Annotated in this window: 14 protein-coding genes; 7 read left to right on the forward strand and 7 right to left on the reverse strand. The window is 59.0% G+C overall.

The window, feature by feature from the left end; genetic code table 11:
- Positions 1 to 162: 162 nt before the first annotated feature.
- From DTA24_RS00445 to DTA24_RS00460, 4 genes are all read right to left on the reverse strand, one after another.
- Positions 163 to 1,542: a carbohydrate porin gene (locus DTA24_RS00445; protein ID WP_123836515.1), complete on the reverse strand. Its 1,380-nt coding sequence runs from the start codon at positions 1,540 to 1,542 to the stop codon at positions 163 to 165.
- Positions 1,543 to 1,686: 144 nt separating this feature from the next.
- Complete coding sequence (locus DTA24_RS00450) at positions 1,687 to 1,989, reverse strand: PTS lactose/cellobiose transporter subunit IIA (protein ID WP_004205145.1); 303 nt, start codon at positions 1,987 to 1,989, stop codon at positions 1,687 to 1,689.
- A 97-nt stretch (positions 1,990 to 2,086) separates the two neighbouring features.
- Entirely contained in the window at positions 2,087 to 3,409 is a 1,323-nt protein-coding gene (locus DTA24_RS00455; RefSeq protein WP_002923156.1) for a PTS cellobiose transporter subunit IIC, read from the reverse strand.
- A gap of 11 nt (positions 3,410 to 3,420) precedes the next feature.
- Entirely contained in the window at positions 3,421 to 3,735 is a 315-nt protein-coding gene (locus tag DTA24_RS00460; protein ID WP_004145041.1) for a PTS sugar transporter subunit IIB, read from the reverse strand.
- Between the two features lie 293 nt (positions 3,736 to 4,028).
- Here DTA24_RS00460 and DTA24_RS00465 point away from each other — a divergent pair, with 293 nt between their 5' ends.
- The 3 genes from DTA24_RS00465 to DTA24_RS00475 all read left to right on the forward strand — a co-directional run bounded on the left by DTA24_RS00465 (position 4,029) and on the right by DTA24_RS00475 (position 7,828).
- Positions 4,029 to 4,970 carry a LacI family DNA-binding transcriptional regulator gene (locus DTA24_RS00465; RefSeq protein WP_032691298.1) on the forward strand — a complete coding sequence of 314 codons (942 nt, stop codon included), beginning with the start codon at positions 4,029 to 4,031 and terminating at the stop codon, positions 4,968 to 4,970.
- Between the two features lie 211 nt (positions 4,971 to 5,181).
- A complete protein-coding gene (locus tag DTA24_RS00470; RefSeq protein WP_064143087.1) occupies positions 5,182 to 6,552 on the forward strand; it encodes an MFS transporter in 1,371 nt (456 codons plus the stop codon).
- Between the two features lie 13 nt (positions 6,553 to 6,565).
- Complete coding sequence (locus DTA24_RS00475; protein ID WP_008806772.1) at positions 6,566 to 7,828, forward strand: gallate dioxygenase; 1,263 nt, start codon at positions 6,566 to 6,568, stop codon at positions 7,826 to 7,828.
- On the opposite strand, the gene DTA24_RS00480 is transcribed toward DTA24_RS00475, so the two are convergent.
- Positions 7,825 to 9,051 (reverse strand): LysR family transcriptional regulator, encoded by a 1,227-nt coding sequence (locus DTA24_RS00480; RefSeq protein WP_123836516.1) that lies wholly within the window; start codon positions 9,049 to 9,051, stop codon positions 7,825 to 7,827. The two genes, DTA24_RS00475 and DTA24_RS00480, sit on opposite strands and share 4 nt — an antisense overlap.
- Positions 9,052 to 9,178: 127 nt before the next feature.
- Here DTA24_RS00480 and galB point away from each other — a divergent pair, with 127 nt between their 5' ends.
- Genes galB through DTA24_RS00500 form a run of 4 tightly spaced genes read left to right on the forward strand, consistent with a single transcriptional unit; the run spans position 9,179 to position 12,581 of the window.
- Complete coding sequence (gene galB, locus DTA24_RS00485; protein ID WP_008806774.1) at positions 9,179 to 9,919, forward strand: 4-oxalmesaconate hydratase; 741 nt, start codon at positions 9,179 to 9,181, stop codon at positions 9,917 to 9,919.
- Positions 9,916 to 10,629 carry a 4-carboxy-4-hydroxy-2-oxoadipate aldolase/oxaloacetate decarboxylase gene (locus tag DTA24_RS00490; RefSeq protein WP_023298375.1) on the forward strand — a complete coding sequence of 238 codons (714 nt, stop codon included), beginning with the start codon at positions 9,916 to 9,918 and terminating at the stop codon, positions 10,627 to 10,629. Before galB ends, DTA24_RS00490 begins: the two co-directional genes overlap by 4 nt.
- Complete coding sequence (locus tag DTA24_RS00495) at positions 10,630 to 11,715, forward strand: 4-oxalomesaconate tautomerase (protein WP_023298374.1); 1,086 nt, start codon at positions 10,630 to 10,632, stop codon at positions 11,713 to 11,715. It begins immediately after the preceding gene.
- 2 nt (positions 11,716 to 11,717) lie between these two features.
- Positions 11,718 to 12,581: an NAD(P)-dependent oxidoreductase gene (locus DTA24_RS00500; RefSeq protein ID WP_123837159.1), complete on the forward strand. Its 864-nt coding sequence runs from the start codon at positions 11,718 to 11,720 to the stop codon at positions 12,579 to 12,581.
- 3 nt (positions 12,582 to 12,584) lie between these two features.
- On the opposite strand, the gene DTA24_RS00505 is transcribed toward DTA24_RS00500, so the two are convergent.
- Both DTA24_RS00505 and DTA24_RS00510 read right to left on the reverse strand, forming a co-directional pair.
- Positions 12,585 to 12,875 (reverse strand): YicS family protein, encoded by a 291-nt coding sequence (locus tag DTA24_RS00505; protein WP_023298372.1) that lies wholly within the window; start codon positions 12,873 to 12,875, stop codon positions 12,585 to 12,587.
- Positions 12,876 to 12,981: 106 nt separating this feature from the next.
- Entirely contained in the window at positions 12,982 to 13,884 is a 903-nt protein-coding gene (locus DTA24_RS00510; protein WP_002923118.1) for a DMT family transporter, read from the reverse strand.
- Positions 13,885 to 13,938: the final 54 nt, after the last annotated feature.

Consider the following 13,938-nt stretch of genomic DNA (forward strand, 5'->3'; position numbering starts at 1 on the left):
CCGTTCGCCTTTTGCCAGCCGGCACTACCGCGGGTACGGCGCCTGACCGCCCGGCGGCGCTGCGCTTGCCGGGCCTACGGGTGGTATCCCGCAGGCCTCCTCAGTCGTAGCCCGGCTAAGCGTAGCGCCAGCCGGGAACGCTCCTTCGACAACGCTATCGCATCAGAACCACGCCTCAAACATTCCACCGACGTTCAGTGAATCCAGCTGCTGGTCCTGGGTGCCGTTAACCTTCGCGGTATGCTCGTTGTCCACCTGACCGCCGGTCACATAGAAGCGCAGCATCGGACGGAACTCCGGCCCCATGCCGATGGCGATGTTCTGCGACAGCGTCAGCTTCCAGCCGTGGTTATCCCCGCCCTGGTCGTAATCCACGCGCTGGTAGCCCGCTTCCAGCCAGGTGGAGTGCACGTCGTTCCAGAAGTACATCGGCCGCACGATGGCGCCGTAGTTTTTACGGTTGTCGGTGTTGTCCTTGCCGTTGTCGTAGTCGTGGAAGGCCAGCAGGTATTCGATCTGCGCCTGCTGGGTGAACTTATGGCTGCCCTCGAAGCTGGCGTAGACCGTGGTCAGGTCGTCGGTTTTGTTGTAGACGCTGTTATCCGAGTTGTCGGAGTAGCGCAGGATCACCTTGTTCACCCCGCTGTCGTTGGTGTGGCTCAGCACCAGGCCGCCCTGCCAGGCTTCGAGGCGCGCGTCGCTGTCCACCGCCTTTGAGTCAAAGCCGTAGTTGGCGTACACCTCGACGTCGATCGGCCCGGCCTTGATGTTGTGGGTTTTGGTGGTCAGCGCGTAGTGGCCGTTATCGCCGGTGTCGGAGCTGCCGGTACAGGTGATGCGCGACGGGTTGGTTTCATCGGCCATCACTTCCGGACTACAGGATTTCACCTGCGAGACCATCGCCACGTCGAACTGCACGCCGCCGATATCAAAGTTCTTCACCCCGGCGCCCTGGCCGTCGTGGTTCATCCAGAAGTAGTCGTTGATCCCCTGTTGCGGACGCTGGTGGAAGTCGCGGCCGGCCCAGATATAGGCGTTGGGGTTGGATTCCAGCACGTTGGTGACGCCGACGTAGGCCTTCTTCAGGTTAACTTCGTCGCTCCAGTGGTCGAACATCACGTTGAGATCCCAGATAGCCCCCTGCGCGCTTTTGAAGGCCTTGCTGATCTGGAATTCGCCGCCGTTGCTTTCGTTGCCGAGACGGCCGATCGCCGAGGCGCCGTTATAGGAGCCGTCGACGCCGACATATTTCTGGTCGCCGGTCTGGAAGTGGGCGCCATAGCGGGCATAGCCGCTGAACTTGAGGCCGAACGGAATGGCCATATCCGGCGAGGCGGCGGTGGTCTGCGGGTTAGTGATCACGTCGACCTTTTTGTTGGCCGCGGCGTCGATTTTCGCCTGGCGGTCGGCCAGCGCTTTATCAACGGCTTTGGCAACGATGGCGTCGATCTGTTCCTGCGTAAATTCTTGCGCCATGACAGAAATTGGGCACAGCGCGGCGACAACCGCCATGGCTAAAGGCAGTTTTTTCACAGTATTCATGGTTATCTCGCTTTAATAATTAATATATTTCAGATAATAACCATCCCATTCTGGCTAAAATAAATAACCAAAATAAGCTGATTTGTTTTTTAGGGTACAGCGACGCCGGAGAATAATATTCTCGCTGACGTTATTCCATATTAATTAACGCTGGTACAGATGGATTAATTCTTCTGAGAACTCACGGGCCAGCAGCGAGTTCATCAGATGATCCTGGGCATGTACCATAATCAGCGTCATAGGCTGACGCGCTTCACCGGCATCCTGCTCGATGAGCTGGGTCTGCATCTGATGCGCCCGGCGGGCGTAGCCGTCGGCCTCATTTAAGAGTAAGCGCGCTTCGTCGATATTTCCGGTTCGGGCCGCATGCAACGCTTCAAAACATAATGAGCGTGACTGTCCCGCATTAACGATAATTTCCATTACCGCATCTTCTAATTCAATCATGTGTATTCCTGAGGTATTTATTATTTAATAATGCAGTGAAAGTCCATTTTCTGCATTATTACGCTGTCATCTTATTATCTCTCCGGAAGGGGAGGGATTAGCTAACGGTTTCTGCCACTGGAACGCTATTTTTGGCTTTCTCAACTTCGGTTTTCATTAAGGAACGTTCATAGGCGCGCAAGAACGGCAGGTAAATGACCGCCGACATCACCATGCAGATGAGACACATCACCACCGGACTCAGGGTCCAGTTGGCCGCCCATGACGCGCCAATTGGTGCCGGCGTGGTCCACGGAGTGAGGGACACCACCTGGCTCAGCCAGCCAAGACGCGTCGCGCCGTAAGCCAGCACCGCGTTGACCATCGGTACGCAGACGAAGGGGATAAACATCATCGGGTTCATGATGATTGGCGCCCCGAACAGAATCGGCTCGTTGATATTAAAGAAGCTCGGCACAATGCCCATCTTGCCGATGGTGCGCAGATGCGTGGCCCGGCTACGCAGCAGCAGGAAAGCCAGCGGCAGGGTCGAACCGACGCCGCCAATCAGCAGATAGTGATCCCAGAAGCCCTGCAGATAGACGTGCGGCAGCACCGTACCCGCCGCCAGCGCCGCCTGGTTTGCCGACAGGTTGGCCATCCAGAACGGGTTCATAATGCCGGTAACAATCAGTGAGCCGTGGATCCCGGCGAACCAGAAAATCTGGCACATCAGAACGGAGAGCAAAATCGCCGGCAGCGAGTCGGAGGCGGAAACCAGCGGCTCCAGCAGATGCATGATCGCCTGCGGCAGGATCATCCCGGTCTGCGCTTCGATAAACAGGTTCAGCGGATGCAGAGTCGCAATGACCACCAGCACCGGGATCAGGATTTCAAACGAACGGGCGACGCCGGTGGGGACCTCTTTCGGCAGACGAATCGTAATGTTGTTTTGCTTCAGCCACGCATAAACGCGGGTGGAGTAGATGGCGGTGATCAGCGCGGTGAAAATGCCCTGACCGGACAGATACTGAGTGGAAATTTTGCCATCGGCATAGGGCGCGGCGACCAGCAGGAAGGCCATAAACGCCAGCAGACCGGACATTACCGGATCGAGCTGAAACTGACGACCGAGGCTGGCGCCAATGCCGACCGAGATAAAGAAGGTCATCACGCCCATGCTGAGGTTAAACGGCAGCATCAGCTGTTCGCGGTAGTGCTGTGAGAAATCAAGCCAGCCGCGGGCAAAGCCGTTGGTGGTATCGGGTGAAAACGGCGGAAAGATAAATACCAGCATGAAAGAGCCGATGATCATAAACGGCAAGGCGGCAGTGAAGCCATCGCGGATAGCGATAACGTATTTCTGCTGCCCAAGGCGTCCTGCCAGCGGAGTAATAGATTGCTCGATCACGGCAATCATGGACTGATACAGAGAACTCATTTCAACACCTCTCAGTGCGCCGCTGGGATCAGCGACAGAGCATAATTCAGGACGTTGTCTCCCCGCTGCATACCGTAGTCCATCGTATCGATGGGCTGAACAGGAATGTTCAGGGAAGCCGCTTTGTCAGACAGGGTTTTCAACATGTATTTCACCTGGGGGCCAAGCAACACCACCTGATACTGCGGAAACTGCATGTCAAATTCGGAAACGCCATAGGCATCAATCTGCACCGGCAGGTCACGTTCATTCGCCGCCTCCACCATCTTTCTGACCAGCAGACTGGTGGACATCCCGGCAGAGCAGCACAGCATAATCTTGTACATCGACGACCATCCTCAAAATGTAAAAAGTTATTGCGTGGATGATTTGATATCAGACGGAAACCGGTTTCCATTCATAAAAAGCAGAACTGTGATAGTGGTCAAGATCTCCTGCTTATGGGGCGGATTTATTGGATTTCGCTCACATTATTCTGTCGATTTGGCGATGTTTTGCGCTGAAATGGAAAATCGGTTTCCAAACAAATGGTGAAATGGATATACTGCGCTGGTCACAATTGAAGCGATTCAGGTTTACAGGATTTTGGCGGGACGCGGCGCCCGCGCAGGGGAAAATGATGTCGACAATCAATGATGTTTCACGACTTGCCGGGGTTTCCAAAGCCACGGTGTCGCGAGTGTTGAGCGGCTCACGTGGCGTGAAGGAAGCCAGTCGTCAGGCGGTGCTGCAGGCGGCGGAAGCGCTCAATTACCGGCCAAACATGATAGCCCAGTCGTTGCTCAGCCAGTCCACCGGCTGTATCGGCGTCATTTGCGCCCAGGACAACATCAATCAAACCACCAGCTATCTCTACGCCCTGGAAAAACAGCTCAGCCAGCACCAGAAGCACCTGCTGCTGCGCTTCGCCAACACCAGCAACGGCGTGATGAGCTCGCTGGAGGAGTTGACCTGCGGGTTGTGCGATAACGTGCTGATCATCGGCGCGCGTTTTCCCCTGAATATTAACCGCCCGGACGTGGTGCTGGTGGACTGCCTCGACAGCGAGGGCGACAACAGCATTCAGTTCGATCATGCCTTCGCTGCCGAAACCGCCTGTCACTATCTGATTAGCCAGGGCAGACGGCAGATTGCGCTGATTCATCCGCAGAGCAGCGGCTTTGCCGACCAGGTGCTGCTGGGCTACAAGCACGCGCTGGAAAAAAACTTTTTGCCGTTTAATCGCAACCTGGTGTTTCTGGATAACACCTCGCCGTCGGTGGCGGTGCAGGAGCTGGTCAATAACGCCACGACGCTGAACTTTAACGCGCTGCTGGTGAGCGATGAACAGCAGGCGCAGCGCGTGGTGCCGCAGCTGCAGGCGTTTAACCGCGCCGTTCCGCAAAATGTGATGGTGTTTAGCCTCGCCGGATCGTTACAGCTGCCCGGTATCCCCACCATTCCGGCCATTGAATATTCCATGGACGCGATGGCGTCGCGGATCGTCAACTGGCTGACCGAGAAAACGGACAACCCGGGCGGCAGCCCGCTGCGCGGCGATTTAATTATTCCGAAGCACTGAACTCCGCTCTTGCCCTGACCCGCCGCCGTTGGCTGCGGGTTTTTTGCTGGCTGGTTTTTGTCGTATCCCTCACATTATAAATAAAACTCATATCTGACGCCGGGTTTTCGAACCGGACAGCCTGCGTGACCTGCCTTAAGTTGAGTACGAAAGTTCCACTCAAAAAACACTAACCAGAACATTCGTACCGCCTGCTTAAGGAAGTGACCCTATGAATCACATGAACGTTGTCGATGTGAAAGCGTGGATAGATGCCCGTCCGGTCTCGCGCTTTCAATGGAACGTGCTGCTGCTCTGTTTCATCATCATTATGCTGGATGGGTATGACGCCGCGGTGATGGGCTTTGTCGCCCCGGCGCTCATTGAGGACTGGGGCATCAGCCGGGCTGAAATGGGGCCGATTCTTGGGGCGGCCATGTTCGGCGTCGCCATTGGCGCCCTGGTGGCGGGCCCGCTTTCTGACCGCTACGGCCGAAAACGCATTTTACTCTGGTCGGTGGCGCTGTTTGCGCTGTTCAGCCTGGCCGGCGCCGTGGCGCAAAGCCCATCGCAACTGGCGCTGATGCGTTTTCTTACTGGCCTTGGCCTTGGCGCGGTGATGCCCAACTGCGTCACGCTGGTGGCGGAATATATGCCGGAGCGGCGTAAAGGGGTGATGATCACCCTGATGTACAGCGGTTTTAACGTGGGCTCTGGCCTCGGCGGCTTTATCGCCGCCGGGTTGTTATCGCATTACAGCTGGCACTCGGCGCTGATTTTTGGCGGCGTGCTGCCGCTCGTGGTGCTCCCCTTTATGATCGTGATGTTGCCGGAGTCGGCGATGAACATGGTGGCGCGCCGGCTACCGGGCGAGCAGATCGCCAGGGCGCTTAACCGGCTTGGGGGCCAGTTTACGGCGGAAACCGTTTTTCAGTTGAATGCGCCGCCCATCACGCGGAGCAGCAAAGTGGCGCAGCTGTTTCGGCATGGCTATGCCCGCGGCACGATAGCGCTGTGGCTGACCTATTTTATGGGGCTGTTCGTGATATATCTGCTGAACGGCTGGCTGCCAACCATTCTCCGCTCCGGCGGGCTGTCGCTGCAGCAGGCGGCGATGATGACCGGCTTGTTCCAGCTCGGCGGCCCGCTGGGCGGGATCCTTGTCGGTATGCTGATGGATCGCGCTTCGGCGAAAGCCGTGATTGCGGCAACCTATTTCCTCGGCTGCCTGTGCCTGTTGTCCCAGGGGGTGATGGATTTCGGATCGGCGGCGCTGTCGGTGCTGATTTTTATCAGCGGGATGTGCATTAACGGCGCGCAGAACGGTCTGCAGGCCTATTCGCCAGCCTATTATCAAACCGAGATCCGTGCTACCGGCGTCAGCTGGATGCATGGTATCGGCCGTACCGGGGCTATTCTCAGCTCCACGCTGGGCGGGATGCTGATGCTGGCTGTGCCGGGACACTCGTCGATCTTTTTGGTGCTTGCGCTGCCGGCCTGCCTGGCGGGGATCTGTATTTTGTTGCACCGTATGAATCACGCTAAGCCTCGACTCACAGAGGCAGAACTGGACGCTTTGTCATCCCCCCTGGAACACCGATAAGTGGAGTTATCTGATGGCTAACATTCTCGGCGGTATCGCCGTCTCTCATACCCCGACTATCGGCTTCGCGGTCGATCATCATAAACAGCAGGACCCGGCGTGGTCGCCGATCTTCCAGAGCTTCGAACCGCTGCAGCGCTGGTTGGAGGAGAAAAAGCCGGATGCGCTGGTGTACATCTTTAATGACCATGTGACCGCCTTTTTCTTCGATCACTATTCGACTTTTACGCTGGGAATCGACAGTCAATATGATGTTGCCGATGAGGGCGGCGGACCGCGCTGCCTGCCGCCGGTCCAGGGCAACGCGGCGCTCTCAAGGCACATTGGCGCCAGCCTGATGGCCGATGAGTTTGATATGTCGTTCTTTATGGATAAAAAGCTCGACCACGGCCTTTTCTCGCCGCTTTCGGCGCTGCTGCCCTGGGATGAAGCGCAGGGGTGGCCGACGGCGGTGATCCCGTTACAGATCGGCGTGCTGCAATTTCCGGTACCGAGCGCGCGCCGTTGTTACAAACTCGGCCAGGCGCTGCGCCGGGCAATTGAAAGCTTCCCGGAAGATATCAATGTGGCGATTGTCGCGACCGGCGGGCTCTCGCATCAGGTTCATGGCGAGCGCTGCGGATTTAATAATCCCGACTGGGATGCCCAGTTTGTTGACATGCTGGTTAATGACCCGGAAAAGCTCACCGAAATGACCCTTGGCGAATATGCTGAGCTGGGGGGGATGGAGGGGTCCGAAGTGATCATGTGGCTGGTGATGCGCGGCGCGCTATCAGCCAATGTCACCGAAACCTGGCGCGACTATTACCTGCCGTCGATGACCGGTATCGCCACGCTGATCCTTGAGAACAATGCGCGCCTGCCCCCCGTCGATACCCTGACGCGCCATCGCCAGCATATGGCGCAGCAGCTGGCCGGGGTGGAGAAACTGCCGGGAACCTATCCTTTTACCCACGAGCGCAGCCTGAATGGCTTGCGGCTTAACCGTTTCCTGCATCGGCTGATTGAGCCTGCCTGGCGCGAACGTTTTCTGCAGTCGCCTCAGTCGCTTTATGCCGAAGCCGGACTGAGTGAGGAGGAACAGCAGTTGCTCAACGCACGCGACTGGCGGGGATTGATTCAGTATGGCGCCAGTTTCTTCCTGCTGGAGAAAATGGGCGCGGTGGTCGGCGTATCCAACCTGCATATTTACGCCGCGATGCGCGGGCAGACGCTGGAGGCGTTTCAGCAAACGCGCAACCAACAGGTAACCTATTCGGTGGCGGGTAAGCGTTAAACGGTCCCGTCCTGAACCTGCTGATAGATAAAACGCAACAGCGCCTGCGTCGCCGGGGAGGGCAGGCTGCCGGCGCGAAACGTCAGCCCGATACGCCGGGTGGTATCGGGCAGGGGGACCGGCAACACGCTGAGCAGCCCATTGTCAGTTTCAAAACGCATCTGGCTGGCGGAGACCGCCGCCAGCATGTCGGAGTCCTGCAGCAATCCTCGCACCATCGCCGCGTCCCCGGTCTCCACCGTCGGCTGGGGCAGCGGCAGCCCCAGGGTGACAAACGCCTTATCCAGCAAATGGCGCGCCGGCGCGTTGGCGCGCGGCAGCACCCATTGCGCGGTCGCCAGCTGGCTGCGCGGATCCGGATGGCGCAGCAGCGGGTGGTTATTACGCAGTAAAATCAACATATCCTCTTCGAATAACGCCTCGCTACAGAGGTCCGGAAGATCTTCATCCTGACGCAGGGCGCCGATAATAAAATCGATATTACCTGCCCGCATATCGGCGACCAGCGACTCATACGGGCTTTCATTGGTCATGAGGGTAATGCCCGGGTGCTGGGCCAGAAAGGCGGCGATGGCGGAGGGCAGTAGCCGGGTCCGGCTCAGCGGCAGGGCGCCAATGCGCACGGTGCCCTCCAGCACCCCGCGACGGGCGGCGATATCGCTCCAGATGTTTTCCAGCTCGTTGAGCGCTCTGCTTACCGGGGGATAGAGTAGCTCCGCGGCGGGCGTGGGGCGCACCCCTTCTGGCGTCCGGCGAAATAGCGCCGAATCCGCCCCTTTCTCCAGGACCTTCAGCGCGGCGCTGACCGCCGGCTGGGTGATCCCCAACTGTTGCGCGACGGTTTGGGTATGGTTGACGTGATAGAGCTGAATAAATATGGCTAACCGGCGGGTATTGAACAGCCAGCCGGCGTCCGCCAGCGGGCCGCTGGTGCGGGTATGGTGTTTCTGCAACAGCGCCGGAATGGCCTGCAGGTCGTCAATCGCCCGCCGGGCGCGCGGCAGGATGCACTTGCCATACTCGGTGGGCACCATGCCGCTGTAATGGCGTTCGAACAGCGTGACGTTCAAGGCGGATTCAAGGTCGCGGATCGCCCGGGTTATCGCTGACTGCGTGCGGAATAAGTCATCGGCCGCACGCGAGACACTTCCGCGCAGCGCGACCTGACAGAAAAAGCGCAGCTGCATGATATTTATGATTTTATCGTGCTTTTTCTTCAGCATGGTTCGTCAGGCCTGAAACAGTGAGTGAGTCGACAACATAAATAAAAATCATAGCCTTCGCAAGTTAACGAATTACCTCCCTGCGACGGGACATGACAAGCTGAAAAAAACAACAGAGGAAGCCATCATGTCTCATCCGGTTAGCGAAAAAAGTGCCCTTGTCGTCAGCGCCCACTCGGCCGATTTCGTCTGGCGCGCGGGCGGTGCGATAGCGCTGCATGCCCTGCAGGGCTATCAGGTCCATGTGGTCTGTTTATCCTTTGGCGAGCGCGGCGAGTCCGCCAAACTGTGGCGCAAAGGCAACATGACCGAGGAGGCGGTGAAGCAGGTGCGTCGCGAAGAGGCGCAGGCCGCCGCTGAGATCCTGGGCGCCAGCGTCGAATTCTTTGATATCGGCGACTATCCGCTGCGCGCCGATAAAGAGACGCTATTTCGTCTGGCGGATGTGTATCGTCGCATCCAGCCCCACTTTGTCCTGACGCACTCCCTGCACGATCCCTATAACTACGATCACCCCCTGGCCTCCCATCTGGCGCAGGAAGCGCGAATTATCGCCCAGGCAGAGGGCTATCGCCCCGGTGAGAAAATTGTCGCTGCTCCCCCGGTTTACTGTTTCGAACCGCACCAGCCGGAGCAGTGCAACTGGAAGCCCGATGTGTTGCTGGACATCACCGCCGTCTGGGAGAAAAAGTATCAGGCCATTCAGTGTATGCAGGGTCAGGAGCATCTGTGGGAATACTACACCCGCGTGGCGCTGCAGCGCGGGGTGCAGGCCAAGCGCAATATCGGCATCACGGCCGCGCGCGATATCGTTCACGGCGAAGCCTTCCAGAGCATCTTCCCCCGCGTAACGGAGAACCTGGCATGAACTTGTTAAATAAAAAAGGCCTTGTGATCCGCCATCTGCCGCGCCATGACGAGGCGGTTTTGCGCCGCTGTGAGGCGGCCGGGGTGGCGACGCTCCATGAAGCCTGGGATCGCCAGGGGCTGATGGGGCCGACAATCCGTCCGATTCAGCAGGGCGTCAGCCGGGCGGGCAACGCGGTAACCGTGCTGGTGACGCCAGGCGACAACTGGATGTTTCATGTGGCGGTCGAGCAGTGCCGCGCCGGCGATATTCTGGTGGTGGCCCCGACGTCGCCGTGCGGCGATGGCTTCTTCGGCGATCTGCTGGCGACGTCTCTCCAATCGCGCGGCGTGGTCGGTCTGGTGGGCGATATCGGCATTCGTGATTCGCAGACTTTGCGGGAGATGGGATTCGCCGTCTGGTCCCGTCAGGTTTATGCCCAGGGAACGGTGAAAGAGAGCCTCGGTTCGGTTAACGTCCCGGTGATTTGCGCAGGCCAGCTTGTACAGCCGGGCGATGTCGTGGTGGCCGACGACGATGGCGTCGTGGTGCTGCCTCACGCGCAGGTCCGTGATGTGCTTGATAAAGCGGAAGCCCGCATGAGCAATGAGCTCGCGAAGCGTGAGCGGATGCGCCATGGCGAGCTGGGGCTGGATATTTACGCGATGCGCCCGCGTCTGGCGGAAAAGGGGCTGCGGTATTACGACCGCGCAGACGAGGTGGAGGAATAAATGGCGCAACGCGGAATCCCCTGTCTATGGATGCGCGGCGGCACCTCGAAGGCAGCCTGTTTTCTGGCTGACGATCTGCCTGCCGATCCGGTGCAACGTGATGCGGTGCTGCTGGCGGTGATGGGCTCGCCTGATCCCCGGCAAATTGACGGGATCGGCGGCGCCGATCCGCTGACCAGTAAAGTGGCAATTATCCGCCGCTCCGCACGGTCTGACGCCGATGTGGACTATCTGTTTGCCCAGGTGAACGTGGCGGCGGCCACCGTGGATTACGGCCAAAACTGCGGCAATATTCTTGCCGCCGTTGGCCCTTTCGCCATCGAGCGTGGTCTGGTTCGCCACGATGCGCCGCTCACTCGGGTGCGTATTTATATGGAGAACACGGGGCAACTGGCGGTGGCAGAGATCCCCTGCGATGCCGACGGGGTCGACTACGCCGGCGAGAGTTGTATCGATGGCGTGCCGGGCAGCGCCAGCCCGATCCTGCTCCATTTTCTTGATGTAGCGGGCTCCAGCTGTGGGGCGCTGCTGCCGACCGGCCGGGTTCGTGACCGTTTTGACGGCGTTGAGGTGACCTGCATCGATAACGGTATGCCGGTGATCCTGCTGCGCGCTTGCGACCTCGGTTGCACCGGCTATGAGACGCGCGAACAGCTGGATAATGACGACGCGCTTAAACGTCGCCTGGAGTCGATTCGCCTGCAGGCCGGGCCGCTGATGCAGCTTGGCGACGTCAGCCAGCGCACGGTGCCCAAGATGACCCTGATCGCCGAACCGCGACACGGCGGCGCCATCAGCAGCCGCACCTTTATCCCGCACCGCTGCCACGCGTCAATCGGCGTGTTTGGCGCGGTGAGCGTGGCCAGCGCTTGTCTGCTCCCCGGCTCTGTCGCGCAGGGCCTGGCGCAGGTAGCGCCAGGCGATACGCCGCTGCTCAGCGTTGAGCATCCGACAGGCGAATTTAGCGTAACGCTTCAGCTTGATGCTGACGGCGCCCTGGCTGGCTGCGGCCTGTTACGCACGGCGCGACTGCTGTTTGCTGGCGAGGTTTTTATTCCGGCCCGCGTCTGGCCGCGTGAGGAGTAATGATGACGATCGCGTTTATTGGTTTTGGCGAGGCGGGTGGCATTCTGGCGGCGGATCTGGCCCGTGAGCATGCGGTGACCATTTGGGATTGCAAGCTCAATGGCCCGGCGCGAGAGGCGATGGGCAAAAAAGCCCGTGACTCGCGCGTTCAGGTGGGAAGTTCGCTGGCGCAGGCGCTGGAGAGCGCCACGCTGGTTTTTTCTACTGTGACCGCGGGTGAGGCGCTAAAGGTGGCGCAGCAGGCCGCCGCGCTGCTGCAGCCGGGGCAATACTTCCTCGATCTCAACTCCGTGGCGCCGGAGACGAAACGGCAGGCGGCTGAACATTTTCTGCCCGGCGCCTACATCGATGTCGCGGTGATGGCGCCGGTACCGCCGGCCCGATTGCAGACACCGTTATTGATCGGCGGGCCGCAGGCGGAGGCGATCGCGCCGCGTCTGCAGGGGCTGGGGCTGAATGCCCGCTATGGCGCCAGTACGGTGGGCCAGGTGTCGGCGATAAAAATGTGCCGTAGCGTGATAATCAAAGGTCTTGAAGCGCTCACCACAGAATGCCTGTTCGCGGCCCGTGAATATGGCGTCGAGGAGGAGGTGCTTAGTTCCTTGCATCATAGTTTCCCCTCTCTGGGCTGGACAGGAGCGTTCCCCGACTATCTGATCAGCCGGGTGGCGGAACATGGCATTCGGCGCAGCGAAGAGATGGAAGAGGTGGTGAAAACCCTGCGTGACGTGGGGAGCGCCAGGATAATGAGCGAGGCGATCGCGAAAAGCCAGCGCCAGCTGCCGGAGCAGATGGCCGCCCGTAGCCTGAGCTACAGGCAGCTGACGCCGTTTGACTGGAAAACGCTGGTCGCCAGGCTGAAATAACCGCTATTTGGCCGGACAGACGATTTTGTCGATTGCGGCCTGGTAGCTTTTTTGGTTATTGCGCTCTTTCGCCAGCGTTGCTTCGCGGACCGCGTTCTTGTTACCGTCGGTCGCCAGCACTTTATTGGCAAAATCGTTATCGCTGAGGTGGCTTGCTGGCGCACATTTTTCCTTCACCGCTTTGAGCACCAGCTGTTTTTGCTGTTCGAACTGCAGGCTTTGCAGCGGTGATTCGGCCCACGCCGACGTGGCGCTCAGGGCGGTGACCAGGCATACCATCCAACATGCTTTCATCAGGCTTCTCCTTCCGTAATCGCTTCCGTCAACTATATGCGCAGGCGTGAAAACACGCAAATAGTGGTCAGTTTAACTTGTTGAAAATGCGCTTTTTATCGCCTTCTCAGGCGGCTCTCACCCGCCGCCGCGAGTCGATGGCGATCAGCACCACCGACGCGAGGATCAGCAGAGTGCCCAGCCAGTCCGGCAGCGTGAAGGTGATCCCCAGCAGCAGGAGCGACAGCAGGGCGCTGCTCAGCGGTTCGGCGCAGCTGAGGATCCCGGCCTTCGCGCCGCCAATTTTCTGCGCGCCGTTGAGATAGAGGCTGAAGGTCAGCGAAGTACCGATCACCACCAGGTAGAAAAAGGCTAACAGCAGGCTACCGTTCACCACAAAATCGGTGCCCTGGCCGCCGTAAAACGGCAGCAGCATCGCGCCGCCGAACAGCATGCTCCAGCCGACGATGGGCAGCGTCCCGTAGCGGGCAATCAACGTCGAGGGATAGGTGGTATAAAACGCGGCGGCAAACGCCGAGGCGATCCCCCAGAACAGCGCCGCCGGCGAAATCGACAGCGTCGTTGGGTTGCCGTGGGTCACCAGCAGAAAGGTGCCCGCCAGCGAGGTGCATATAGCCCCCAGCACCAGCGGAGTGGGACGCGCTTTGCGGGCGAGGGCGAACCAGGCGACGATGATCGTTGGGGACAGGAACTGCAGCACCGTGGCCGTGGCGGCATTGGATTTTTCAATGGTCATCAGAAAGGTGAACTGCACGGTTAACGCGCCAAACAGCGAGAAAAACAGCAGGCTGAGGGCGTCGCGGCGGTTTTGCAGCACGCGGAAAATGCGGTCGCCGTGAACAAAGCCGAGCATCAACAGGATCAGCCCGGCGAACAGCAGACGCGTCATGGTCAGAAACGGCGACGACATCTGGCTTTCCTGCATAATAAACTGTGCGCACACCCCGGAACTGCCCCACAGCACGGCGGCAATCAGTACGTTCAGCATCCCTTTTTTGCTGGAGCCCATCTTTTCCTCAAGCGAAATATGACAAAGGGGAATCATAGCATGCGCCAGCCCGGG

The sequence above is a fragment of the Klebsiella sp. P1CD1 genome (assembly GCF_003790505.1).
GTDB lineage: Bacteria > Pseudomonadota > Gammaproteobacteria > Enterobacterales > Enterobacteriaceae > Klebsiella > Klebsiella variicola.